Source organism: Microbulbifer jejuensis, from assembly GCF_047289955.1.
In the GTDB taxonomy this organism is placed as follows: Bacteria; Pseudomonadota; Gammaproteobacteria; order Pseudomonadales; family Cellvibrionaceae; genus Microbulbifer.
Genome location: NZ_JBLBUB010000006.1, coordinates 41441 through 68378 on the forward strand (window position 1 = coordinate 41441; position 26938 = coordinate 68378).

Below are 26938 nucleotides of genomic sequence, written 5' to 3' on the forward strand. Positions count from 1 at the left end.
AGCGGCGCACTTTGGCCTGCGCGAAAAAGCCGGACGCCCTTGCAACAGAACACAGGCCTGAATGAAAAAAATAATCATACTTGGCGGCGGCACCGCCGGCTGGATGTGTGCCGCAGCCATGGCGCGATTTTTAATTCCACGGGGTATCGCCATTACCCTGATCGAATCCGATCAAATCGGTACCGTCGGTGTCGGCGAAGCCACCCTGCCCCATCTGCGTTTTTTCAACCAGACCCTAGGTATCGATGAAAATGCCTTTATGCGGGCTACCTTGGCCACCTACAAAATGGGGATAGAATTTCAACACTGGGGGCGAATTGGCGACGCCTACATTCATCCGTTTGGCGAATACGGTCGCGAATTGGATGGTATCCCCTTTCATCATTTGTGGTTAAAAGCGCGCCAGTCGGGACGGGCGGCCCCCCTGGATGACTACGCGCTTCCAGTGAAGGCGGCAGCCGCCGGCAAGTTCGATTTTCCACATCCCAACCCCCGCTCGATTCTCTCCACCTTTTCCTATGCCTTTCATCTCGATGCCGGGCTTTACGCCCGCTTCCTGCGGGACTTTGCCGAGCAGCTGGGCGTCGAGCGCGTCGAAGGCAGAGTAGATACCATTGGCAGGGACGAACGCGGGCATATCTCCGCACTGAAATTACAAGACGGCAACAGCCTCGGGGCAGATTTCTTTGTGGACTGCAGCGGTTTTCGCGCGCTCTTACTCGGGGACACCCTGCAGACCCCCTTCCTGGATTGGTCCCGCTGGCTACCCTGTGACAGTGCCGTGGCGGTGCCCTGCGAGAGCAACCGGCCACCACCCCCTTACACCAGAGCCATTGCCCACAGTGCCGGCTGGCAATGGCAGATCCCCCTGCAGCATCGCACCGGCAACGGGCTCGTCTACGCGCGCGATCACCTGAGCGACGACCAGGCATGCCAGCGGCTGATGAACAGTCTGCCCGGGCCAACCAGTACCGAACCGCGTATTTTGCGTTTTAAGGCCGGGCGCAGGAAAAATTCCTGGGTCGGCAACTGCCTGGCCATCGGCTTGTCCAGCGGTTTTTTAGAACCCCTGGAAAGCACCGGCATTTACCTGATCCAGATCGCCATCACCAAATTCCTGGCGCTGTGGCCCCAGGGCGGGAGCTACCCTGCCGGACGCCGGGAGTTCAACCGGCAGATGTCACTGGAATACGAACGCATCCGCGATTTCCTGATTCTCCACTACCACGCTACAGAGCGCGAGGACAGTGCCTTCTGGCGCTATTGTCGTTATATGACCATCCCCGATGACCTGAGGCTGAAAATGGCACTCTACCGGGAGCAGGGGTATATCGTCGGCTATGGTCACGGCCTGTTCCTGCAACCCAGTTGGCTGGCGGTCTATCACGGTCAGCGCATTTTGCCAAAGACTTACTCGCCCCAGGCGGATCTTCTGGCCTTAGACGAAATCGACAGGCTGCTCTCGGGCTACCGCCGGCTTGTGCAAAAAGGCGTGGCTGCCATGCCGGACCACGCCAGCGTCATTGCCCGTCAGTGTGGCATGCGTCCCCTACCCGTACCTCCAACGGCGATGAGCCTGTATGGGGGGATTGCACTGTGAATCGTTCAACCAATACAGGATCGGCTGTATCCTTTGCATCGAGCGCGGCGCAACCCGTTCACTGGGTTGTCTACGGCAATAATCCGGCGGCCCGCTACTGCCAGCTCTACCTGGTGCAACAGCTTCCCCGAGAGCGGATTTGCGTATCCCTGGTGGCGCCTGGCGGGAAAGTATCCGGTGCGGGGTTTCTGTTTGGGGACAGTGCCATGGAGCATTACGAGATAGGGATTGATCCGCGCGACCTGTTGCAATCAAACACTGCCGATATACTTCTGGCTCTCAGGATACAGTCTGAAGCAAACCCCCAGGCAGGCCACTGGCTGGCCTCTGGCGGCTATGGTTTTATGCACCAGGGGCAGCCGTTCTTTCACTGGTGGCAGCGCAGCCGCACACTGTTCGATGCCTCGGAGTTCAATCTTGTCTGCCGGGCCGCCGAGGCGGGCCGCTACGGCGACATACCGACAAACGCGCCGGAAGTGTACCGCAGTTTGGAACGCGGTCTGCAGTTTAGCTACCGCGATTACTGCGATCACCTGGATCGGGCGGCACAATCGCGCAAGCTGCCTGTCTATCGCCAGCAGGCGACACTGAGTCCTGTTGACGAACACCGCTTTGACCTGCAACTGGCGGATGGGACACGAATGCAGGCAGGGTTTATTATCGACTGCGACGGCGCCTTGCTGGCGGAATCCGCGCTACACAATGGGCAGGGCGGGCGCTCTCTACCCCTGCCCGCCAGCCGCATGACCCAGACCCTGAGCGGCTGTCGCAAGCGCCTGACTGCAGCCCACTGCACCATTGGCCGCGATGGCTGGCAACTGAATCTGCGCGGTCTGCGTCTGGATCACAAAGTTATCCCCGCAGAGTACTTGCGCAGTTACCCCCATGCGTGGGCAGGCAACCTGATCGGCCTGGGGGCGGCACTGAATATCGGTGGTCTGGCCGTCGATTCCCTGGCGCAAACCCAGTACCAATTGCGGCAGCTGCTGCCCCTGATGCCGCTGCAAACCGAAGACGGCTGCCTGCGTGCGGCATTCAACCGCCAGGTTGCCACATACAACCGGGAGGTTACCGACCTGCACAGTCTCTGTCACTGGCTTGCCGGCCACACCCGGCGGCTGTCTCCCGGCGCCCGCGCACAGCTGGCACTCTTTCGCGCCAGCGGCAGCACTTTGCAAACGGACATCCCCCTGATCAGTGCGGAAACCAGGCTGTTGTTACCTACCCTGGCCGGCTTCTGGCCGCGACCGGGGACCATTCCCACAACCGGCGGAGACAGCGACTACAACAGATGGGTGCGCAAGCTCTCCGCTGACTACCGCCAGGCAGCCACAACACTGCCCGAATACCATTGTTACCTCCAGTCTCTATGTACATCTTCCAGCAGAGAAAAGCTCTGTGAGTAACAACGCCGGTGCCTGTTTTTGCGACAGGCGTTATCGAACCCATCGCTTATTTTCAGGGCCATTAGCGTGCCCGGCACCTACCATCGCAGCGGAATTACCCGCAGGAAGAACCCCATGCGAATCATCACACTCTGCCTTTTGACTTTTTTCTGTGCCAGCACTCAGGCGGCGAATCCTCCCAGAGACGAGACAGTGCCCCCGCCAGACCTGCCCGCCATAGGCATACAACTTTGGTCCGTGCGGGAAGATCTCAGCCGCGATTTCGAGGGTACCCTGTCCGCACTGGCTGACATGGGCTTTGCTGTGGTGGAGTTCGCAGGAGAGTTCGGTCCCTATGCCGGTCGCGGGCGCGAATTGCGCAGTTTGCTCGATCGACTGGGGCTGAAAGTGAGCGGAGCACATATCGGATTTAATAATGTCACTGCCGGCACCATCGAAGAAACCGCGGGATTTTATCGCGCACTGGGTGCCGAGTACCTGATTGTCGGCTGGGACCCCCGCGGCTGGAACACCGATGGCATCGATGCGCTCATCACAGACCTCACTCGCACCCATCGGCAACTGGAAGCGCGGGGCTTTCGCTTCGGGTACCACAATCACGCTGGCGAAATGTCCCCCTTTGCGGACACCACTTTCTGGGATTATATTGCCACCAACACCTCAGACACTTTCGTGCTACAACAGGACGTGGGCTGGACAACCGCGGCGGGAGACGACCCTGTGGCCAGGGTGATGCAGTATCCGGGGCGCACGCTGACAACCCACTACAAGGCACACTTCCCCGATGCTATCCCGAATGCCCGTCCCATCATCGGCGAAGATGTGATCGACTGGCTGTCGCTTATCCATGCAAACGTCTCCACTGGGGGCACGCGCTGGATTATTCTGGAACAGGAAGCGTACCCCGATGGAATGCGCCCTCTGGCCGCAGTGCGCGCTTCCAAAGCGGGGCTGGACCACTACCTGGCGATCTATCGCACCCGACTGGAAAACGGTGGACACTTTTTCCCCGCCGAACCCTACAGGCCGAAACCCTTACCGGCGTTTTCCCGGGTGCGAGACCAGTTGCCCCGCCCCGTGTTTGCACGCAGGCCGGACTATATCGAATTTTATTACCGCGCCTGGGAAATCGGCTTTGAGCGTTTCACTCAGCCGGCGACAGGCAGCCCGCTTGTGAAAAACTTTATCGACGAGGCCTTTAACGAAAATATCTTTCTGTGGGATATGAGTTTTTCCACCATGTGGGGTAATTATGCCCACCATCTGTTTCCGGCTATTGAAGGACTCGACAACTTTTACGCACTGCAGATGCCAAACGGTGAAATCGTCCGGGAAATCGGCGAGGGCAACGGCCGGCTCGGTGTGAAAGGCTGGTCGGAGCCTGGCACCCCTGGTAGCCTCAATCACCCCATGCTTCCCTGGGCCGAGCTGCGTGCTTACCGTATCACCGCCGACCGGGAGCGCCTGGCGCGCACCTATCCGACATTGCGTGCTTATCGCGAGAGTTACCGACAGATCTACCACCCCGCTACCGGACTGTATCTCACCGACAAGGCTGCCATGGATGACTCACCGCGCAATGACGTCCTGTTGGCCGGTGTGGATGTCTCTGCACAAATGGCACTCTTTGATCGCTGGTTGGCAGAAATGGCAGACATACTCAACAAACCCGCTGATGCCGACTTCTATCGCCGGCGCGCGGCCCGCTACAGTGATTATCTGAACAGGAAACTATGGGACGCACAGAGCGGTTTTTACTACGACTGGGGCAAAAACGGCAAACGCATGACCATGCGCACCATTGCCGCTTTTTGGCCCATGCTGGGCGGCATTCCCAGTGCAACCCAGGTCGAGCGGCTGATCCGGCATCTGAACGATGAGAAAAGCTTCAATACCGCACACCGGGTGCCCACCCACCCAAAGGATGAAGCGGGTTACAGTGGCGACTACTGGGCCGGCGCCGTCTGGGCGCCCACCAATACCATGGTCATCTCGGGACTGGAAAAATACGGGCACAGGGACCTGGCTCACGAAATCGCTCTCAACCACTTGAATGCCACTACTGAGGTGTACAAGCAGACGGGCACCGCATGGGAAAATTACTTTCCGGAAAAACCCCTCCGTGGCCGCAAGGCCAAACCGGATTTTGTCGGCTGGTCCGGACTCGCCCCCATCACCTACCTGATCGAATACGCCATCGGCATCCGCATCGATGCACCCAACAATACCATCCACTGGTGGCCACGGGAGCTGGGCAGGCACGGCATTGAAAACCTGCGCTATCGCACAGCCAGCGGACGCTGGAATAAGATCAGTCTGGTCGCCGCAGCCCGCAAACACAGCGATGCTGCGCTGCGCTTCAGCACCGCTTGTGAGCAGAGTTTCAACCTGGTGTTGCACGGCAAAAGCGGCACCGAGAAACACACTATTCACTGCACGCACCACTGATCAATTCAAAGACGCGGTGACGCCTGCTTGGATATTTTCAGAATCCAGCACCCAGGCACGACGGCTTCTGCGGTTTATCAAAAAATGGCGTCGCCCAGAAGCGTCTGCTGTCTGTTTTATCCTTAAGGGATAAGAGAAGAAATTAATCCAGCATATCTTTTTGTAGCCAGCTTTATTTTTTACCAGAGTCTATGCCTTTAAATACCGGCGAGTTTGGATAGTAGTTTATGGCCAGCCTTACCAAATCCCTTAACTCCCTCCTGCGCCCTTTTCTTTCCAGCCTCTTTGCTGTCCCCAGTAAGGTTTGCGCCGCATAAAATGAATCTTCGAGAGGTATAATTTCGAATCCATATTGCTTAGAAAGCTTCTCATAGAACGCTTTTATTGCATTTGCAGGGCTTTCAGAATGCCAGAACTCTCTATAGGGAACACGCCAGGTATGGTAGGGATAAATGTTTTCCAAACCATGTTCGATCCCGGAAATTGACATTCCGTAATGGTTTTCGTTTTCAAGAACTTCTATTTTATAATTGATATCAGGGTTCGCTGTATCTCTAAGCTTTTGGTTTAGCTCAACATAGGCCAAAGCTTCCTCCTTTGGCCTCCGCTTCAAGTCATCGCTCGCCTTACCTATGTAAATGGCACTCTTGGAGCGCTTGTTGTCTTGAATAGCCTGCAACAATCTTTCTGCTATGGTTTTTCCAGAGGTCGTCTTTACCGCCAGTTCAGCGGCAAGCACAATATATCCATCAAACAGGTCAGGCTCATTCCAAAAGGCCTCCAGTACCGGGCCAAACGTTGGTGACATACCGATGATAGTTTTGTGTGTATTGACCCGATAATTGTTTTCAAGAAAAGGGAAAAGCTCTTTTCTATAGAAAACCAAATAATCCTTAATTCTCTTCCCGTCAGCATCACCAAAAAACGTGCTGCCATCCGGGTAGCGTAATGACATCGCCATATCGTAGCGTTTCCCCGTACTATTTGGGATGCCCACCACAATACTTTCTGGCATTTCATTTCTGGAAACTTTAATTTTTACGATTGCGCTTGCAGCCTCAAACAAATATTCGGCATCCATAACAATAATCACAGGATAACTGTGGATATTCCGGTGATAATTTGATGGCAAAGAAATGTATACTGCTCTTTCTTCACCCAATATATCTGAATATAAACGGGTACTTTCCCCTATGATGATTTTATCTTTATGATTTTCAGCACTGGAAGAAAAGGTTGAAAACAAAAAGAGGACCAAGAGTAAAAGCTGTACAGAAAGGTTTTTTAGTGCATGGAGCATTTACTTTCTTCTTAGGATAAATAATGCGGTTTATACTTGCCCGATGGCCACACAGGATACAGCCGATTCCTGAAAACAAGAATCCCTTTTTAACCACGGAGAATAGTTCTGCCTGCCCATTCCAGACTACAGGTGACTTCTTCTGCAGACACTTCAGCAAATATCCACTCAATGGCAGTTTTTCGCACCAGATGTTGCACTTTCGTACTAAATTTTCCGATGTCGTATTTGCCAACCGGGAGACGATATTGTATCTATTTTTACCGGTAAGCAATGGTAAAGGATGCCCAAGCGTGGGCGCGATAAGGGCAAACAGCGGGCTCTATGGCTACCATACCAGCCGCAGTGGTGCCGTGGCCAGCAACCCGCAGCCCGATTTTAGCGCTCCCTGCACACATCACTTTCTCTCAATGACCGGCTGCGGGTTGCCAGTGCCTTTGCCATAGCGCATCGAACCCGCTCTATACCCGTCCGCTGGCCGGGCAACGCCGCGCTGATTTCCGGTTGCGGCGAAAAGGCAAAAGGTGTTTACAACCAAAAGAAGCGAGTTTACCCGGCCGCAAAACCCTGCCTCCGGAGGTGGTGCGGGTTTCAGTCCACAGGATTTTTTTGCCGGGCATCCCCCGCTTAGCGGATACTGCTTGGGGCGTCGTAAGTCAGACCGAAGCCGTAGGGAAACAGCGGATCGTACTCCGCATCTCCAATATTAATCGGCAACTGTGCCAGACTTTTCGGCCAGGTCACCGGCAGCTTGCCGGATGGCGCCTGCTCGCCAAAGAGTACATCGGCCACCCCCGCGCCCTCACTGCCCGGCAACCAGGCGGCGACTGCGGCCTGCCAGGACCGAATGGCCTCGGCAATCATCAACGGTCGCCCGGAAATGATCACAACCACCATGGGAACCCCACTGGCCTGCACTCGCGCCAGCATCTCGCGTTGGGATTTCGCGAGTGTGATGGGTTGGCATTTACTGCAGGGCTGCGGGCGGTAGTCCCCCATGCCCTCCGCATAGGGCTCCTCCCCCACCACAACGAGGGCCACATCGTGCCCGGCAGCCCCCTCCCCCGAAGGACTGTAGGTGACTTCCCGCTCGGCCAGCGCACGGATGCCATCGAGGATGGTGGTGCCGCGGGTGATACTGCCGCGCTTGCCCTGCCACTCAATGGTCCAGCCACCGGATTGCAGGCCTATATTGTCGGCGTGATCGCCGGCGACAAAAATCTTTGCCTTTTTCCCCAGCGGCAACAATCCGCCTGCATTTTTCAACAATACCAGGGACTCGCGCACCGCCTGTCGCGCCAGGTCGCGATGTGTCGGATGCCCGAGCAGGCGGTCTGCATCCGGCGCCGCGGCCAGTGGTGGCAGCGGCCATTCAAACAGTCCGGCCCGGAACTTGGTGGTAAGGATGCGGGTTACCGCCTCGTCGATACGCGCCATAGGCACTTCACCGGCTTCGACCGCTGCGGTGAGGTCGGTGATAAAGTCCCGCCATTTTTCCGGCTCCATCACCATATCCAGACCGGCATTGACGGCACGGACAATACGCGCGCGGTTGGTCTCGGCAGGAATCTCGCCGAGTGCCGACCAGTCGGAGAGTGTGATACCGGCAAAGCCGAGTTCTTTCTTGAGAGTACCGGTCACCAGCGCCTTGTGCTCATGCATCTTGGTACCATCGACACTGCTGTAGGACACCATCACGCTGCCCACATCAGCCTTAAGTGCCGGTAGGTAGGGGGCGATATGCAATGCGCGCAGACTGTCCGCGCCAAGACGTGTATCGCCGCGGTCGATCGCATAGCCCTCATCACCGGTACCGTAAGTGGTACCGCCATCGGCGACCCAGTGTTTGGCGGTGGCGAGCACTTTGTCAGCCGCCAGGTTGTTGCCGTCGAGCCGCTCTCCCTGTAGCCCCTGGATGAAAGGGCCCGCGAAGGCTGACACCAGCTCCGGGTCCTCGCCAAAGCACTCATAGGCGCGCCCCCAGCGATCATCACGGGCCACACACAGGGTGGGTGCAAAAGTCCAGTGAATACCGGTGGCCGCCACTTCCTTTGCCGTGGCCGCGGCGATCGCACGCGCCAACTGCGGATTGCGGGTCGCACCCAGGGCAACATTGTGGGGAAAGATGGTGGCTCCCAGCACATTGTTATGGCCGTGCACTGCATCGGCACCATACAGGATTGGAATGCCAAGACGGGTGCCACTGGCAGCCGCCTGATAGCCCTGGATCATCTCAACCCAATCACTGCGACGATTTTCCCCGGGAATGGAGCCGCCACCGTTGAGAATAGCACCGAGATAATAGTTTTTGACATCTTCCGCAGTGGCATACTGGCGTTCGGCCTGGGTCATCTGTCCGACTTTTTCCGCCAGTGTCATCTTGCGCACAAGCTCGCGAACCTTCTCCTCCACAGACGTTGCCGCCTGCGCTGTGACGACACCCAGTACCAGTACTGCGGCCGCGACGGTTGTGCTGGCCACTCGGGACTTTTTCATACTTTCTTCCTGCTAAACGGTTTTTTATTCACCCGGTGATCAACCGCAGGGATTGCTGCCGCCCTCGCCACCGCGATAAGGCACCGCTGGGTTATCAAAAGTTTGTGCCAGCTTACAGCGGCTGCGCACCGACGTCTCAGCCCCTTCAGCCCTCGCACGAAATCATCGCACTGTCAGCGGCACCCGGTACATATTTGACGTTGGCAACCGCCAACGCGAGGGCGCCCTCACTGGTAATCGACAGAGCAGCCGACACCCGGCTGAAATCCGCACCCCCGGCAACAAAACACTGCAGGTCGATGGAGACCTTTGACCAGTTGCCGGGTTGCAGTTTTGCCAGTGCGGATTGCAGTGGCAATTCAGCCGCGCAGCCCGCACCACAATCGATTCCCGCCCGTACTGCATGCTCGGGCGTGCGGTCGACACGCACATCCAGTGTCAGCGCTGCACGCTCTTTTAGATAGCGACTGAGGTCCTGGGGGCTCTCGGCAGCGAGCCGTACCGCCCCCGGACGCAGGCCTTTCCAGCGAATCTGGCGCGCGTCCTCCTGAGACTCCCAGTCGATGGCGGCCACAGTAATATTGGTGTCCGGGCCACTGCTGGACCGGTTACCGGTAACGGCCACCGGTTCCCGTTGTTCTTCGGCAATCAACAGTTTCCAGGGCGAACGCGGGCGCGATACCATCAGCCAGGCATCTTCGAGTGCGCCGTCGGAATAGGTCTCACCGTCCTCTGACAGGGTGTTGCTCACCAGGGACTGCGCACCATCCTGCAGCCCGTAGCCCAGTGGGAACAGCGGCGCGTAGGCCGCGTGATAGGGATTCAATACGGTCTGATGCACATAGTGCGGCCAGCTGAATGGCAATGTCCCGCTGAAGCGGTATGGTCTCTCACCTTCGGGGCTGGTAAACAGCACATCGGCCACCCCCACCCCCTCGGAGCCCGGCAGCCAGGCGGCGACAAAGGCATCCGAGGCATTCAGCTCCTTATTGACCCACAGCGGACGGCCGGACAGAAAGATACTGACCACAGGAATCCCCTGTTTGCGCAGGGCTTGCAGCAGTGCCAGATCGCTGTGACTGCCGAGCTGATACTCCAGGCTGGCCAGGTCGCCGTGCCATTCCGCATAGGGCGCTTCACCGAATACGACGATGGCCACATCGGGCCCATCGCCACTGGTAAAGGTGGCGCGGGAGAATCCGCCGCGCTCGCTCAGCACCGCCTCACCACCGGCAGCTTCGACCAGTGCCTGGATGCCTTCAAAAATCGTAGTCGCACCGGGGAAGTCTTCACGGGTATTGCCGGTGCCCTGCCAGGAAATAGTCCAGCCACCGCTCTGTTTGGACAGGTTGTGCGCACCGTCACCGGCTACCAACACGTTCTGTGCGGGCGCGAGTGGCAACAGGTTGTTGTTGTTTTTCAGCAGCACCAGCGATTTGCGCACCGCCTCGCGGGCCAGTGCACGGTGCTCCGCACTGCCCAGAATGCCGCTTCTGCCAGCCAGCGGGCGCTCGTGTTCGAACAGGCCAGCGCGAATTTTTACCCGCAGGATACGCCGCACGGCATCATTGAGGCGCTCGGGACGAATCTCTCCGCGGCTGGCTTGCGCCAGGGTGTTTTCATAGAGCTTTTTCCAGTCCGACGGTACCATGAACATATCCAGACCCGCATTGATTGCCGCTGCACAACTGTCCAGGGTACAGCCGGGCACGAAGCGGTGGCCATTCCAGTCACCCACAACAAATCCATCAAATCCAAGCCGTGCTTTCAGTACATCGGTTAACAGGTGCTTGTGGCCATGCAAAGGCTCACCATTCCAACTGTTGAAGGAAGCCATCACTGTCTGTACCCCTGCCGGCAGTGCGCCCAGGTACCCCGCCCCGTGTACTTTTGCCAGCTCACGCTCGGGGACCTGGTTGTCACCGCGGTCGATACCGCGCGTGGTACCGCCATCACCCACAAAGTGTTTGGCGGTGGCAACGAGATGCTCACCCCGCAGGAAGTCGCTATCGTTCTTCTCTCCCTGCAGGCCCTTGACCATGGCCTCTGCGTAGGCCTTCACCACAGCCGGGTCTTCGGAATAACTTTCATAAGTGCGACCCCAGCGGTCATCGCGCACCACCGCAACCGTGGGGGCAAATGTCCAGTCGATACCGGTCACCGCCACTTCGCGGGCAGTGGCCACACCGATACGGCGGATCAGGTCCGGGTCTCGGGCCGCGCCCAGGCCGATATTGTGGGGAAAGAGAGTCGCACCGACGATATTGTTGTGCCCGTGTACCGCATCGCTGCCCCAAATGATCGGGATGGCGACCCCACCATCACTGGTATCCATGGACGCAGCAAAATAAGCCTCGGACAGTGCGAGCCAATCCTCTGGCGTGGCGAACTTGTCATTATTCGGGTAGGTGCCACCACCATTGAGCACCGACCCCAGATGGTATTTCCTGACGTCTTCGGGGGTGGTGTATTTGATCTCGGCCTGGATCAACTGGCCCACCTTTTCCTCGATAGACATCTGCGCCATCAGCCCGGTTATGCGCGCCTCCAGCGCCGGGTCAACCGGCAGTGCCGGCGGCAGCGCGGGCCATACGGAAGTCGCGTGCGCGGCAACGGTATCCGCAATCATTGTCTCAGCCCGGTGCTGCCCCTCGCGCTCGCAACCGGCCACAATCGCACTGCAAAGCAGCACCCCCAACATTTTTCGCCTGGGCAATGACATCGCGTCTCTCCTCATCGTATTTTTCACCACCGGTACAGGCGACCACCCCGCGCAGTGCGAGAAACCAGTGGCGCGCGGCCCACGGGCAGATTTTTCAGGTATTCGGCCATCACGCCTAGAGCGTGCCTCCGATGCAGAAGCAACAGTCCATGAATCGATGCGGCGGACATGGGAGTATGGGTTTCTGTACCAGCGAGCCTGATAAAATGCAGCCTTCACGGCAAAGCTGCAACAAAGGGCCAACACATTGTCGGCGAGAGGGACTGAATTCTGGCTGAGTGGGAAAGCCTGGGCCCGCTTAGGTAATGTCAGAGCGCGCGCGTTGCAATGGGTAATTCATTCGTCAACCGATTGAATCAAGACCACGCAAATCCGTTACCGTTTTAGTGGGCTCCAATCCCCAGGGATCAAAAACGGCCTCCGGCGAGCGCTTGACCCATACCGCTTGCAGGCCTGAAGACAAGCCTCCAATAATATCAAAAGGATTGCTTGAAACCAGCCAGAGGTTTTTTGCCGGTGAGTGGGTTTCCCGTATAAGGTAACTGTAAACTGCCGGGTTGGGTTTAAAAGTCATAATATTATCGCAGCTGACAATACCTTCGAAATAGTGTTGTATGCCCGCATGCCTGAGCAGGGATTCGACCGCTTTTTCCTCTCCATTTGAAAAAGCAACCATCTGGATTTTTCTTTTGTGCAGCGCTTCGAGAGCGGGCTTTACATCATCAAAGTCAGGCAGCGTCAGGTAACTGTCAATAACTCTTTTTTTCTGTTCTTCTGACAGTTGGATACGGTAAAACTGGCAGGTATATTCCAGTGCATCGTACGTACACCGGGAAAATGGCTGGTACTTCTGCATTAGCCCGCGACGAAAAGCATATTCAAGCTGCTTTTCCCGCCATGTACCGCTAAACGCACTGGCCCTGGAGCCTATCCATTGCGTAAGGATCGCGACAACGCCGTGGGTATTGATAAGCGTGCCATAGACATCAAAGGCCAGTGTGACGGCCATAGTCGTTTCCTTGCATGAAAAAGGCATACTCCAATAGCGCAAAGCTGGATCTGCCGGACCTGGTACAAGTCTTGCGCACTGGCTGGCCGGACAGCAGAGCACCTGTTGCTTCCCCACTCCAGCTTGACGCTTATTGGTTGAAAAAACGCCGTAACACTGTGCTGTTACCGCTTATATCAAAATAGTTGTAGTACAGCCCTTAGCCCATCTATACGCGAATTTTCTTCACCTGAGACGTATTTACACATCTTTGCGACAGGAAGCACCCTGCCAGGTAGCAAGTGTCATATCCCATCTGATAGGCTTAACGGTCTTAACAGCCCTCTATGGCAGCCAGACACACGAATAAATTCGGCCAGGACACTGATTGCAAGATCAGTGTCCCCGCTGGATATGGGATAAAAATGAAAATAATTGGGTTATGGATACTGGGCCTGATGGCCCTGGCAGCACAATGTGTACAGGCAGGTACCGCGGAACCTATCCCCTTTACACGTCAGGGCATCCTGTCCTACCACTTTCAATCCGATCTTCTGGGGCGGGGGTTTGTGATCGACGTGTTACTGCCCCTGACCTATAACCCCGAAGCCAATACCCGATACCCGGTCATCTATATGACCGACGGCTTCATGCATTTCCCCATGACCGCCCCCAATCTGATTCAGGAGCAGATGCCGGATGCACGGGGAAAGGCCAAAATTCCGCCAGTGATTCTGGTTGGCATTTCTCATCCAACCGACAGCACCAGCCTCAGGATGCGCCTGACCGACTTCACCCCCGTAGCGGGGGAAATTCAGGGTACTCTGCTGGGCGGTGGTGCGGACCGCTTCCTGGAATTTGTCGAGAAAGAATTAAAACCCTTTATCAATAATTCGTTTATGGGGGATGAAAACGACGAGACAGTTGCCGGCCACGCCCTGGGGGGACTGTTCGCTCTGCACACTCTGTTCAATCACACCGACAGCTTTGATCGCTATGTCATTGGCAGTCCCAGCATCTGGTGGGCCGGGAAGCAAATCCTGGAGAGCGAACTGGCCTACGCGGAAAGGCACTCAGATCTGCCAAAGAGTGTTTATCTGTTTATCGGCGGCGAAGAAACCTGCCTGGACGACATGTCCGTCTGCGGTGTGCGGGACTTCGGGGGCTTGCTCCAGCGCCTCGAATCCCGAAGCTATGACAATCTCATCCTGCAAAAGCACATCTTCGACCATGAGAATCATGGCACAGTGGTGAATCCCGGTTACGATAAGGGACTGGAACAGGTATTCAAATCCCCACTCCCGCCGAGAAAATACTCCTTCTAGGTTGTTAGCCGGACTGGCCATGCCTCCAAGGCGTTCCAATCCTGCCCAGCGGGATTGTTTAAACCAATCACCCAGGCCCTATAGCGATGTACAGGGCTGTGCTGTCACCCTCCAAAAATCGGCGCAACTCCATGTACAAAAAGCAATTCCGCCCAGCAGTTGCAGTGTTCGGTGTTGCAGGGGCAGTAATCCTATGGCGGATGGAAGCCTGAGTTGTTAGCCGGATTGATCCCCTGCGGTTACCCTCACAGGTTGCACCAATAACCCAACCGCCCCTGCCGGCACTAATGGGGTAACTGGCGCGATTTTAATGGTATGGTAGGATTTACCTCAGTGGATGGGGTTGCTTCACACACCCGGGAACACTTGGAATCGCCTGGCGATTGCCTGCCACTGCAGCTTTATTACAGTATTTCCTACAGGGGGGGTTAGATGCCTATAAAAAAATGGATTGTGCAATACGGTATTGCTTTACCAGTCACCTTTGTCCTACTGGCCGGCATTCAATACTGGAAAGGGAGAGGGCTGGAATATGCCATAGAATTTGGCATCCTGTGGTCACTGGCCTCTGTCGCGCTATTTGCAGCGACCCGCATCTACTATTTTCGCAAAGGCATGCACTGTAAGGTTTGCAATGATCTGCCGGAGAATGCGCAACCCCGACAGGAAACCTGACAAGACCAATCGGTCTTCTTCTGCCTCTTGCCATCACTGATGAAAACCGGGCAAGCCCACAACCGCATCGGCACTTGAAAAGCGGCAGTCAAACTGATCGTGGAAGACCGGTTTGACTGCCGGGTACATAACCTACCTCAGGAATGCGTCTGTGACCCCCTCATGTTATTTGCAGCCCAGCCCGGAATTTTTGGTTACCAGATTGTAATCGCGGGTATTTACCACAAAATCCCCATTTACATCCAGCGATGCGGGCGCGTCGGGAATCCGCTTGCCCAGGTAGGGCAGCATTTTAATCAGGTCGTTCTGGTCCACACACCCATCCCCATTCACATCAAAACGGGAAGTGGTGGGGATGCTGGACGAGTCATCAATGAGTGCAACGTAACCACCGGAGGCCGCGGCCATGGTGTTGAACAGGCCACCCGTATCACCGGGCGCGAATTGATGATTAAAGGAGACCGCCGGTGTGTCGCCAGCCAGAGCCACAGGCTGGCTGTAACGGGCCAGACTGATATAATCGCCAAAAACCCCAAAATAGATAGGCACAGTCGCTACACCGGCGCCCGCTGTCTGGTAGGGTGGCACATCAAAAGGGAATAATTCCTGCCAAACCCTGCCCTGCCAGCTCAGGGGCTCCCAGGGCTCCACACCATCGGCATCCCCCGCTCCGCCGCAACTGAGCCCTGCACTGGAATTTTCCTCGCCATCGGAGAGTACCCACAGTGTGCGATACAGCAGCGGTGTGGCCAGTTCCAGGCCATCGATGGCGGAGCAGACCGTGTGCGCCAGTGGTGTGCTGCCCGAGCAACCCTGTGCCGACAAAAGGTCTATGGCCTGTATGGCATTGGCTTTGGAAACAAAGCCACCGGTACGGTTCGTATAGGCACTGTTTTGGAAGGTCCATACGCTGATCTGCGTACCTCCCACAAGGCTGTTGTTGATTTTGTCCTTGGCGATCGACAGGGCATCTTTACAGCGGGTACTGGCCACACCATTACGCACCGTTGCAGCCGTCATGGAGCCACTGCGATCAATTACCATGGTGGCGTGAAAGGTCTGTGCCAGAGCGAAAGTACCGCTCAGGCTCAGTAACAATCCCGTAGCAGTTGTTAAAAGAACGCGCAATATCCTCATTACTATCTCCTTATAGTAGGTCGATTGGTGACTCAAGTAATCCATATCGTGGTTAACGGCAGATCCATACCGGGAAATATCAAGCCCAAACTGCACAAACATGCATTCAGTATTCACCAGGCAATCAAGCAGAATTTTCAGCATCTATTGATCTATCATCCTGGAAATACTGCCTCAATGCCCGATAGAACTTCTTCAGCGGCTTGCAGCCGGTATCTGTACGACACTGCACAGTAATTTTCCGGCGTTTATTGCTATCAGAATTGATATAAATCAGAAACAGTCAATACTGTAAAACCAACCGAACAAGCCAGATATCGGCAACCACATTAAAAATCCAATATTCCCAAAACAACAAATAACGTATACTTAAAAATAATTCCCGGGTATTGATCCAAGCGCTTACAACAAAAAGCGGGGTACGGCCCCGTACGTCATATTAACAGCCGCAATTGGGAACACAAGCATCCATTGTGAACTCTTGGTGAAGAATGAACGTATAATCGTGCCGCAAGAACGGCTTTTCGATGGCGCGAGGTTAACAACTTTGCGTTAAGAAGCTATTTCTTATCGCAAGGCTGTCATACAGACTTTCTATTTTTTTACCCATAGAAAATACTACCTGCTCCAAGACACAGAGAAGCTTTAGTGGGTGAAGTGTTTATTAATGCTTGATAGCTTTGCAACAGCGCACCAAGGGCTTTAACGTAGTCTGTTTAAACTGACTGTATACAAGCCGGCATTGCACAACCTACACCAGCCTGAAAGTCGCAGTGCAAACAGTGCATTAGGAGTCCGTTATGGAGGTTATAAGATTTACTCGCGTGCCACCAAGTTGATGCTCCACTAGAAACATTCTGCGCCACAAAATAATCAATTTATGGCTTTGTGTATAAAGCAGAGAGAAGGAAAATAATACACAAACGATCTTCAGTGAGAAATCATGGTCGGACCGTACAATACCAACCAGGACCCGGTTAGCGCAGCATTAAAATATACGCCAAAATCCTCTTATCACGCCATAGAGTATTCGCATACAGTGTTACTAAAGTGTTACATTGGTACGCGCACATAGTCCCACCAAAGTGCCAAATGAACGCGCTTATCCAATCGACTAGGCAACCTGACGCCTATTCTATTGCCCCACAATAAATACAATCCAAAAAAAGAGATTACCCATGAAAAAGTTTTTCATGCCATTACTGGCCACACTGGCGGTAACACTGTACCTGATCGGATTCTCCCCCCTGGCGTTCGCCGACGGCATTCCGGGCAGGAACGACGAAAACCCAAATCCACCTACCGGTGGCACGGCTTTACTGATGGCGAACGGGATCTATAATCCAGCCGACCCCTCCTTTACCCCACCAACCCCGGATGAATTTGACACCCTGATCATGGGCCGCAGTGAAACAGAGAAGCTTGAGCGCAAGCAATTGGCCATTGGGTATTTTCAGGCGCGCTATGGTATCGATTTAACCAGCGGCTCTGCGGATTTCGGTAACATCCTGCTGATGGAATCCGTATTTGATCCAAGAAATAACTACCGGGCCTACCATTTACCAATCAGCGCCAGAGACAAGGGGAAAATCGCAAAGAACGGCCGCATCGTATATGACCGGCAGTTTGTGATGTTTGTTGGGGCACTGGGGTTAAGCTCCACCTTAACCGGGTCCTGGGGTGGGGCTTTGGGGATAACGGTACCACCGGGCACTGTTGCCGTGGACGGCGATTATCTTGTTCAGGGTAGTAATCATTTCCGTATCAATCACCCCAGGAATCTCTATCTTCGCTTTCAAAGCGTCGATCCAATATTCAACGCCGCTTCTGGAGATATAAAATTCAATTGTGTGTTATTAAACAAACATGGCGAGATTATCGGCGCTGCCATCGGCAGACAGGAGTTTGTGGCACTTGATATTGGCAACAATCTCTTCCAAATGGCAGTGCAAAATATCTGGCAGTTTCCAGCCCCAGAATGGGCACTCCCATAATACCGTCAGCATTAACGAAGGGTGTTGCCAGCGGATAATATCAAAATATGAAAAAATCGCTGGAGAAGCATTGCTCTCATGTCTTCAACAAGCTTTCACTCCGGTGTAGAAATAAAAAAACAGTGTACAGTGCGCATAGACGGCCTGCAGGACCTCTCTGAGGCCATTGAGAGTATTAATCCCAAGACCAAAATCCAGCACTGTATCATCCACCAGATTCGCAACTCGATGAAGTACGTGGCCTCGAAAAACCAGAAGGCATTTATGGCCGATCTCAAGTGCGCCTACAAAGCGGCAACGTGTATTGTGAGTGAGTTTATTTCCTTGTAGCCCAGCAAGTCGTTTAAAAATTACCGAAGCAACGTTAATAAAGCACTCAAGTAACTGCAAGAACTTACCTGACTTTATAGGTATTCGTTAGCCAATGTGCACTGCGGAAAGTGTTGACATAAGTAAATACTTACCCTTGTAATCACCTGCTAAATCTAAAAATTAGTATGCAGAAAAGCATACGGAATATTAGATACCGTAAATACTCCAGTAAAAAATTCCTCCAGTAAAAACCTGCAACACCACACCCTACTGTAAACCTCTCTTCGAAAAAATCATAAACCAGAAACTATCAGTCAAACCGGAATGGGTGTCCGAATTGAACACGCATCCACTTTTTCAGGCAAAAAGATAAAATTCACGCCAACTTGTCGCAGCTATCCCCCCTGCAGGTAGTTTAGCGCGTCTTACCCTATTGAAAACTCACAGACCGATAAGGCCACTGCTTGTTTAATTTCCTTCATTAAAAGGTAATGCCTTAAAACGCCTGTGTTTTTTCCGCGACGGCACAAGGATACGATTGCGTGTTTTGTACAAATAGCAATGGATTGTCACAATAGTTATATAAGTGGATTTTTTTGTACTGTGGTTATATAAAAATTCGACAATTTTCTGCGCTGCAATCACGCTGTCATACCCCGTACACCTGGGGTAGTTAGGCTGCAAGGTGCCCAGCCAATGCCGGGCAGTACTCGCAGGCAACGCTCCTTTGTGCCGCGTAGTGCACTTACTAACTTGGAGAGAATGATTACCATGAAAAAATTTCTTACTGCTGTATCTCTTACCCTCGCCGCGACTGGTTTTGCTGGACTGGCCAATGCAGCGACCTGGGCGCCCCTCAATACTACTGGCATAGTTGTTGCGAATGACCCAGCAACCCCCCTTCAGGTATCCAAAGGTATTACGCTTTCGTGTAGTATGAATGGTATGGCCAATATCGATGCTGCCGGTAGTGCCGAAATCGTTGCTCTATCATTAACTGGTTCTTTGGGCCTTTGCGGAAGTATTGGCTTTTTTAACTTTCCCTATGAGCTGGAAGGTGGGGCCGACGATGTCGTCACCTTAAAGAATGTGGATGTGCAGGGAATTACCGGCGACTGCCTCGGCGATCTGGTTGGTACTCTGGATCAAACTACTGGTGAAATTTCCTTTAATATGGCAGAGATCCCCTCCAACCCCACTGGTGCTGCCCCCTGTGTAGTTAACGGTATTGTTGGTACCACGCCGGCAGTATCCTATACTCCTTAGAAGTATTTATTACGATTAGTTTCATTGGTCGTTTATTATGTAATCGCCGTGTAATCAATAGAAAACCCGGCTAAAGAACGCCACCACCAGTTTCTGATGGTGGCTTTTTTATTATACGTTTTCGTCATCAATCACTTATTGGAACAGGGTGGGTCGGGCAAGCCTTCACATGTATTGTCAGGAGTTCTGGAGACTTCTCCTCAGATAGCCAGTAGCTTTGCTCTCCTTCAGTGGGCAGTCCACAGTATTAATACAACAATCCAATCAACTGTCGGGGCAATACTGTTATTTTAAGCTATAGGTAGGCATAGTATTTCAGAATAAAAAATGTCCTAGAGCGACGCTAATATCTTAACCCCGACAGAAAAAAGTATTTAGGGTTGCCAGCTAGCTAACAGTCAGCGTATTAAATAGAGAGACGGTAAGAAGGAGGAAAGTAAAGAAAAAAGGCTGCAGCAGGGTTGTGCCACAGCCTACAGTGGTTAGCCAAATTCCACCCGTATTTTAGAACCCCTTATAAACACTAAAGCCCACAATCCTCGGGTCCAGGGTAAATACATTGGCACTTAAGCCGGTATCATCGCTATTGGTAAAGAAGTCGGTAATGGGTGCATCGTCAAATACATTCTTTATATAGAGCTGCATCTGCAGGTCCCATTCCGGCTGCGTAAAGGTGGCCGATACATTCAGGTTGCTCCAGTCTTCCAAGCGGTCATACTCAGTATTGTATACCCGCGCATAACTCTCCCCCTGGCGGTAGTAGTCTGCACGCAGCTTCAGGTCCCAATCCATTACCTGGATCACATGCTCCAGACCCAGGTTGGCAGTAAAACGCGGCGCATTGGGCAGCTCATTGCCACTCAAATCGGCGGCAAAGCCACGACCAAAGTTTGGTGCGTCGGTCAGGGGATTAAAAGTGTAATCCAGCCCGTAAAGGGCAGCCAGGTCCCTTCCTTGCCCATCGGGGCCTGTAAAACTGCCATACTGTGCGGTGCCAGCGCAAAGCTGGCTGAGATGAATTGGTGACAACTCCCGACTGGAATTCAGAAGATCCTCAACCAGTTGCCGTGGCGCAACACAGTTGCTCGGCACCTGCAGGCCGGGGCGTACCAACACCCAGTCTTCATTGCCTTGGGTGCGGTTCATTACATCAATGGATTCCTCCCCATCGGCAATACGGGTTTTTAAATAGCCCAGATTGAAATCCATGCGGGTGTTGGGAGTGAGCTGCCAGGCGCTCTCCAGCTCCAGGCCCCAGGTTTCGGTATCAAAATTTTCATTAAATGAAATACGATCCACAATCTGCGAGACTTGGTAATCCTTGTAGTCATAGTAGAAAGCAGTGGCGTTCAGGTTCAGACTGCCATCCAGCAGGGTATTTTTGGCCCCAAACTCAAAGGCATTAACAAACTCCGGGTCAAACGTATTGGCCAGCGGCTGGTATTGCACGACTTCCGGGTCTATATCCACTCGCGGCGGATTGCTGCCGCCACCTTTATAGCCATGGGCAAAGGAAACGTAGAACAGGGTTTCATCGGTAAAGGGGGTCTCGGAACGCCAGTCCAGTACCAGCCGGCCGGTATACTCCTGCCACTCTTGCTCGATATCCTCCCCCTGAGGGTAGCCGCGCCGTACCTTGCCGCCAGAGGCAGGGCCTGATGTTTCCTCTCCTGTTGTGAAACTAACCTGAGTTCCCTGTAACAGCTGGCTGGGAATGGGCGTGGCGGTTTTAAGGTCCTCTGTATACCGCAGGCCGGCAGTCAGTTTGACTTCGTCCGTCATCTGCCAATAGGTTTCACCAAAGAGCGCACGGGAGCGGGTCTTGACCAGATTGCGGCTAAGAAAGTAGTTATGGCCATCATCACTTAACTGATCCAGCGGACTATAATCCACATAGATACATTCACCTGGGGTATCCTCTTCACAAGTTCCGGGTTCAGGAAGAAATCCATCCAGAGGGGTCTCTTTGTTATAAATTATTTCCGCAATATAGGTAAAGAGATTGTTAAATACGTAGTAGTCATCCTGGGACTCAAAATCCAGGTAGTTGGCGCCCAGGGAGAAATTAAACGGCCCATCAAAGCTGGACTGCAAGCGCAACTCGTGACTCCACTGGCGGTTATCCGACTGGCTGATATCTACCGCGATCAAACGGTCTGACGCACCCAACTGGGGATCCGTATAGACACCCCCTGGGGTGATTCCCGGACCACGAGGACCTGCGAATAAACCGTAAAGGCCCTCGGAATCATTAAAGATTGGATCAGACACGTAGCGATTGTAGTCCTGGGAGCTGTAGTAGTCATCCTTGGCATAAGTAGACTGGGCAAAGAGCTGTAACGAATCCCCCAGGGCCAGCTCCAGATTCAACTGAGCCACATCGTTTTCAGCACGAAAGACCGGGTCATAGCTGGTATTGATCTCCCGCAGATCCCGGGATTGCTGAACACTGTTATAAGGATCAATATCCTTTAGGAAGGTAATGAATTCGGGTATAGGGGAAGATTCGTCTCTCTTTATCCCCAAAAACCCACCAATGGTTCTGGGTGCACGAATAAAGGCAAAACTATTGGCATTGGGTGCACCAAAGGCGCCTTCATCGTAGAGAGAGCCTGGCAGACAGCCCTGGCTAAACTGATCTTGTAATGCTTCAGGCACATCGGTTTCACCGATCATCGCCAAGCCCGGATCACGGCTGCAGAGCTGCTTGCCAGTGCGGGAGCGATTGTCATCCTCCTCGAAGTGCTGCCAGATCAGATTGGCACTAAAAGCTTCACTGGGCTCCCACTGCAAAATAACGCGGGTGGAGTAAAGATCCCGGTCATTAACATCATTATCGGTAAAGGCATTGTAGTCATAGCCGTCCCGCTGGGTCATAGCACCGGAAAAGCGCATGGCCAGGGTGTCCCCCAGGGGCACATTCAGCATCGCACTGGTACGGCGGGTATTATAACTGCCCACTTCTCCCTTGATATTGGATTCAAACTCCGGCGTCGGCATCTGTGGCAGCATATTCACTACCCCTGCGGTGGCGTTGCGGCCATACAGGGTACCTTGTGGCCCGCGCAGCACCTCCACCCGCTGCACATCGAAAAATTCCTGCTCATAGAGGCGGTTGCGGATCATGGGCGCATTGTTAAAACTTACCGCCACTGCCGGATCGGTACTGGCAGAGATGGCCTTGGTACCCACACCGCGGATGGCAAAATTGTAGGTACTGAAGTTGGCCTTGGAGAAATTCACATTGGGCACCGCGCGCACCAGCTCGTCGCCGCGCTCCACCTTCAGGTCGCCCATGGTATCGCCGGAAATGGCAGATACAGCGATGGGTACGTCCTGAATACTCTCCTCAATCTTCTGTGCGGTAACGGTGATTTCTTCAATCGCTTTGCTATCGGCCTCTCCGTCATTCTGGGCGATGGCGGGCGTGGCCGTTATTGCCAGGCAGGCCATCGCAGCGCTACACCACAGGGGGGCGGTAGGATTGATTGGCTGCGCCTGGCGAATCGCCTGTGCGATCCGCTTTTTTTGCGGCTTGCGAAAATCCAACATCTTGATTCCTCTTTCTCTCTGTACTTTTTCTGTTTTCGATTATTTTTGGCTACTAACCCGACAATCAAACCGCGCTTCCCTCACCTGCTGGATTGCCACCGTTCAGATACCAGCGTAACCACGCAGGCTCGCCGATATGCTCAGCTTCAACCAACCCGCAGCCGGCGGCGGCACTTCCCTGTACCACATTAACCTGGCACTGCTGGTATCACCGAGTATTGCCGGCACGGGTGGGAAGAATACCCGGCACCCGAGACAGGCTGCGCACAGCCCCGATACGCTCGTTAGCAAATACCCGGTACTGCACGAGCCTGGGAGCGGGAGATTCTTCCCAAGGAAAGACGCAAAAACAACGGTGTCGGGGGGATTGAAGTTGCTGATTTTTAGCGATTTCTAGTATTAACAGGCGCCACACGAGTTTGACTTTGCAGTCCGTTATTTTTAGCCGCCGAAAAAGAAATTTTTACTTTCTCAGAAAGTTATTTCTCTTGAAAGACGAGGTAGGGTTAATAACAAATGGCAGCACTAAAAGTAAGTATGTATTTACTTACGCAATCGGTAACGCGGTTACCCCGAACATATTGCCGACACAAACAGAAAGAATGCCCTACCTATGGAAAGAAAAACCATAGACCTGGTACGATCACCAGAAGTCAAAATCTACCCAAATCGATGATGAAATTATTTTTACTACTAAGGCACAAATATTCCTACTGTAAGGCAGATACCATTTGTTATTTTTTAACGATTTATTACAAATGGGTGCCAGACCACTTGAGCTTGTAATCCATTGTGGTTGTGAATTCCCAAAAAGGTAGAGGGTAAGAGAGGCACCACGCTTAACCTTAGCGGTAACAAAAGGTCAAGGATCCACGGGAAACGCCAGTTACCAGAATTAGTCTATAAAAGAGTTTTTCGCGCCAAACACACTGGTTAGTATTTTGTATAGCGCTGTGACTACAAAAGACAGAGAGGGCATAACAGGGAATAAAAAGATAGAGCCATGAATGCAAGAAGAATTTTCTCGAATAGATGGGCTGCCAATGTATATGAGGGAGTACGCAATACCCATTCTGTTGCAAGATGGCAATACTGGAATATTTTTAATTATTGAAAATTATAGAAGCCCCTTACCACCTAAACATAAGTTTCGATAGAATACAGCTCATTGGACGCCGGGTTTTGATAGCAGATTGCTATTTTACCTATAAATCAAGCAGGGAATAAAAATGGAGAAAGTTAATGGGATTGGCGGTATATTTTTTCGCGCGGGTAATCCTGAGAAACTTGCAAAGTGGTACGAGAAGCACTTAGGTGTAAACCCCGTTCCGGCAGAATATAGTCAATTGCCCTGGGTACAAGAGGGCGGGCCAACTGTATTTGCACCGTTCAAAAATAATACAACCTATTTTGGCAAGGAATCTCAAAGCTGGATGATTAATTTTCGCGTGAACGACTTGTCTAAAATGGCAGATCAGCTTCGCCGGGCAGGTATCGAAGTCGCTATAGATGCAGAGGAATACCCCAACGGTAAATTTGCCAGGATTCATGACCCGGAAGGTAATCCGGTTGAATTATGGGAGCCGAAAAGCTGAATATCAAAGTTCACCAAGAGGTGAACGAGAATACGAATGACCTGTTGCTCCAATATTGGCCCAAGAGCACGGACTTTGAAAAAATAACTCAGGGGGGAGTTGATGCAGGAGTGTGCGATTTAAATAACCACCCAAGGAAAACATTAGGCTTTTAAACACCGGAAGATTTAGTGAATAATTACTTGGCAGCACAAACTGCATAAATAGTATGCACTTCCAGGTTGAATCCGTGTTATGCTTTCCACCCTGAAAGAAATATGAGATTGTTAAAGGGGGGGGTTGAAAAGCAATAGATCCTATTTGGGAATTGTTAATAATGACAATACATTTAGCAACGCCCTGGCTACAAGCCCTTTCTTTTTATAACATTGCCTATACACCCCTAAAGAAAAAGACAATATGAAATTTCTTGAGTTGAAAATTCCTCCAGTTATTTTAGTGCTTTCCTTTCTTTTGTTCATGTGGGTGTTAGGTAGATATTCACCTAAAATTGGATTTGAATACACTACAAGATTAGTTCTATTTGTTTTTATAGGTGTAGTATCAGCGCTTATATCTCTGTCAGGCGTTATGCACTTTAGAGCAGCAAAGACAACCGTAGATCCAAGAAATCCAAAAAAATCAGAAATTCTTGTGACGAATGGAATATATCGATACACAAGAAACCCTATGTACGTAGGATTTTCTTTTTTTCTTATAGGATTTTCTATTTTTTTGAATTCTGCTTACAGTGCAATATTGGTGCCAATATTTATAGTCTATTTAACACTCTTCCAAATTATACCCGAAGAAAAAATCTTACAACAAATTTTTACTCAAGAATTCATAAATTACAAAAATAGTGTGCGCAGATGGCTTTAGGAATTATAAACACTTCGAATTTACAACAAACCTTTCCTCCCTATTCGACCATTTCTGCAGTCAGACGCAATCGAGGTTTTAGATTGTTAAAAGAAATTCCAGGGCGCAATATCCTATAAATTTGTGCTAAATAATTTCTATAGTTCTGGGTATTTTGTAAATACTCATAATCCTATTACCTCATAATGGAATAAATTCAGACAGCAAATATTACTCTTTTTGGTACATTAGATACATTGCAATAGAGATGCCACTAATAATCCGGTAACAACATGAAGGCAGTAAGATACCTAAAATTTGATGAAGTCAACCCAAGTGATTTTTTACCAGCACTCAATCGCGAAAGAGTAAGAAAACACTTGGTTGATCATGCACTGTTTACAACTGAGACCTTGAAACTTTGGATGGATTCCAAAGTAGAGATAGATAGCACCTCTGGCTGCAGAGTTAGAGCAATTATTCTTGAAGGCTCCTTGGTGGGCTGGTGTGGCATTCAACTGGAATGTGATAAATACGCAATTGCAATGGTAATTAATGATCAATTCTGGGGGTTAGGTAAGACAGTGTTTCAGGATGTAATGGGGTGGGCAAAAGAACTGGGCCATAAAGAGATTTTTATACATTTATTACATACCCGCCCTGGCTACAAATTCTTGGGCAAGTTTGCAAAAAATATACGAAAAACTGAGATGTATGACAATAACTTTACTGAGTATCAACTGGAGGTAAAATAGCTCACCAAAATGGTCCACAATAAGATATGCGCTTATAACTTTACCCCAGGAATTTAAATAAACGGCCAAGGAAAATATTTAGCTTTGAAACACCAAAAAATGTAATGGATAGTTCATGCGAATACTATGAAGGGCTTCTGGCCTTTGTTGCGATCTCTGATCTTGCCCACCAACGACGGACACTCTCTTAAGCGATAAACTACGCGACAGAGGTGACCCATGGCAAGACCAAAGAAATCAACCAAAACCACTCGCAAGCAATACTCCGAGGAGTACCGGTCAGAGGCGCTGGCGGCTAAGGTGGGCGTAAGCGCTGCAGCCAAACAGCTCGGCCTGCATGCCTCCCAGATCTACGGCTGGCGGAGTAAGGCTAGATTACACCAGGATCGAGGAGATGCCGAGAAACAGCTAGCGGCTGAGAATGCCCGGCTGAAACGGCAGCTGGCGGAGCAGGCAGAGGAACTGGCAATCTTAAAAAAAGCCGCGGCGTACTTTGCAAAGAGCCTGAAATGAGATACGCCTTCATG

General features: G+C 52.3%; 16 protein-coding genes and 2 pseudogenes. 12 read left to right on the plus strand and 6 right to left on the minus strand.

Translation table 11 applies throughout. The features are described from left to right. Positions 1-61: 61 nt before the first annotated feature. From ACL7TT_RS05295 to ACL7TT_RS05305, 3 genes are all read left to right on the plus strand, one after another. Complete coding sequence (locus tag ACL7TT_RS05295) at positions 62-1600, plus strand: tryptophan halogenase family protein (protein WP_413393730.1); 1539 nt, start codon at positions 62-64, stop codon at positions 1598-1600. Then, on the plus strand, positions 1597-3006 hold the full coding sequence (locus ACL7TT_RS05300; protein WP_413393732.1) for a tryptophan 7-halogenase: 1410 nt from the start codon (positions 1597-1599) through the stop codon (positions 3004-3006). Before ACL7TT_RS05295 ends, ACL7TT_RS05300 begins: the two co-directional genes overlap by 4 nt. Positions 3007-3120: 114 nt before the next feature. Continuing rightward, complete coding sequence (locus ACL7TT_RS05305) at positions 3121-5454, plus strand: MGH1-like glycoside hydrolase domain-containing protein (RefSeq protein WP_413393734.1); 2334 nt, start codon at positions 3121-3123, stop codon at positions 5452-5454. A 172-nt stretch (positions 5455-5626) separates the two neighbouring features. Here the strand turns inward: ACL7TT_RS05305 and ACL7TT_RS05310 are convergent, their stop codons facing one another. The 4 genes from ACL7TT_RS05310 to ACL7TT_RS05325 all read right to left on the minus strand — a co-directional run bounded on the left by ACL7TT_RS05310 (position 5627) and on the right by ACL7TT_RS05325 (position 12981). Then, a complete protein-coding gene (locus ACL7TT_RS05310) occupies positions 5627-6754 on the minus strand; it encodes an alpha/beta hydrolase (protein WP_413393736.1) in 1128 nt (375 codons plus the stop codon). Between the two features lie 627 nt (positions 6755-7381). Further along, entirely contained in the window at positions 7382-9250 is a 1869-nt protein-coding gene (locus tag ACL7TT_RS05315; protein WP_299945377.1) for a glycoside hydrolase family 3 protein, read from the minus strand. 145 nt (positions 9251-9395) lie between these two features. After that, positions 9396-11972, minus strand: coding sequence for a glycoside hydrolase family 3 protein (locus ACL7TT_RS05320; RefSeq protein ID WP_413393739.1), 2577 nt, complete (start codon positions 11970-11972; stop codon positions 9396-9398). A 343-nt stretch (positions 11973-12315) separates the two neighbouring features. Continuing rightward, on the minus strand, positions 12316-12981 hold the full coding sequence (locus ACL7TT_RS05325; RefSeq protein ID WP_413393741.1) for a haloacid dehalogenase type II: 666 nt from the start codon (positions 12979-12981) through the stop codon (positions 12316-12318). 404 nt (positions 12982-13385) lie between these two features. On the opposite strand from ACL7TT_RS05325, the gene ACL7TT_RS05330 reads away from it, so the two are divergent. Together ACL7TT_RS05330 and ACL7TT_RS05335 are read left to right on the plus strand one after the other, a co-directional pair. Further along, positions 13386-14285 carry an alpha/beta hydrolase gene (locus tag ACL7TT_RS05330; RefSeq protein WP_299945369.1) on the plus strand — a complete coding sequence of 300 codons (900 nt, stop codon included), beginning with the start codon at positions 13386-13388 and terminating at the stop codon, positions 14283-14285. Positions 14286-14717: 432 nt separating this feature from the next. Continuing rightward, positions 14718-14960: a hypothetical protein gene (locus ACL7TT_RS05335; protein ID WP_299945367.1), complete on the plus strand. Its 243-nt coding sequence runs from the start codon at positions 14718-14720 to the stop codon at positions 14958-14960. 165 nt (positions 14961-15125) lie between these two features. Here the strand turns inward: ACL7TT_RS05335 and ACL7TT_RS05340 are convergent, their stop codons facing one another. After that, positions 15126-16097 (minus strand): dockerin type I domain-containing protein, encoded by a 972-nt coding sequence (locus ACL7TT_RS05340; RefSeq protein ID WP_413393743.1) that lies wholly within the window; start codon positions 16095-16097, stop codon positions 15126-15128. Between the two features lie 1178 nt (positions 16098-17275). On the opposite strand from ACL7TT_RS05340, the gene ACL7TT_RS05345 reads away from it, so the two are divergent. The 3 genes and pseudogenes from ACL7TT_RS05345 (at position 17276) to ACL7TT_RS05355 (ending at position 19669) form a co-directional block, all read left to right on the plus strand. After that, positions 17276-18091 (plus strand): hypothetical protein, encoded by an 816-nt coding sequence (locus tag ACL7TT_RS05345; protein ID WP_413393744.1) that lies wholly within the window; start codon positions 17276-17278, stop codon positions 18089-18091. A 135-nt stretch (positions 18092-18226) separates the two neighbouring features. Next, positions 18227-18391, plus strand: a pseudogene (locus ACL7TT_RS05350) (transposase); the annotation flags it as partial. A 774-nt stretch (positions 18392-19165) separates the two neighbouring features. Beyond that, positions 19166-19669, plus strand: coding sequence for a hypothetical protein (locus ACL7TT_RS05355; protein ID WP_413393746.1), 504 nt, complete (start codon positions 19166-19168; stop codon positions 19667-19669). Between the two features lie 504 nt (positions 19670-20173). Here the strand turns inward: ACL7TT_RS05355 and ACL7TT_RS05360 are convergent. Then, positions 20174-23221: a TonB-dependent receptor gene (locus ACL7TT_RS05360; RefSeq protein ID WP_413393748.1), complete on the minus strand. Its 3048-nt coding sequence runs from the start codon at positions 23219-23221 to the stop codon at positions 20174-20176. Between the two features lie 1229 nt (positions 23222-24450). Between ACL7TT_RS05360 and ACL7TT_RS05365 the strand changes: the two genes are divergently transcribed. From ACL7TT_RS05365 to ACL7TT_RS05380, 4 genes and pseudogenes are all read left to right on the plus strand, one after another. Further along, complete coding sequence (locus ACL7TT_RS05365; protein WP_413393749.1) at positions 24451-24816, plus strand: VOC family protein; 366 nt, start codon at positions 24451-24453, stop codon at positions 24814-24816. Between the two features lie 399 nt (positions 24817-25215). Further along, positions 25216-25677 (plus strand): methyltransferase family protein, encoded by a 462-nt coding sequence (locus tag ACL7TT_RS05370; protein ID WP_413393751.1) that lies wholly within the window; start codon positions 25216-25218, stop codon positions 25675-25677. 272 nt (positions 25678-25949) lie between these two features. Next, positions 25950-26411: an N-acetyltransferase gene (locus tag ACL7TT_RS05375; protein WP_413393753.1), complete on the plus strand. Its 462-nt coding sequence runs from the start codon at positions 25950-25952 to the stop codon at positions 26409-26411. A 219-nt stretch (positions 26412-26630) separates the two neighbouring features. Next, positions 26631-26938: pseudogene (locus ACL7TT_RS05380) on the plus strand (transposase); the annotation flags it as partial.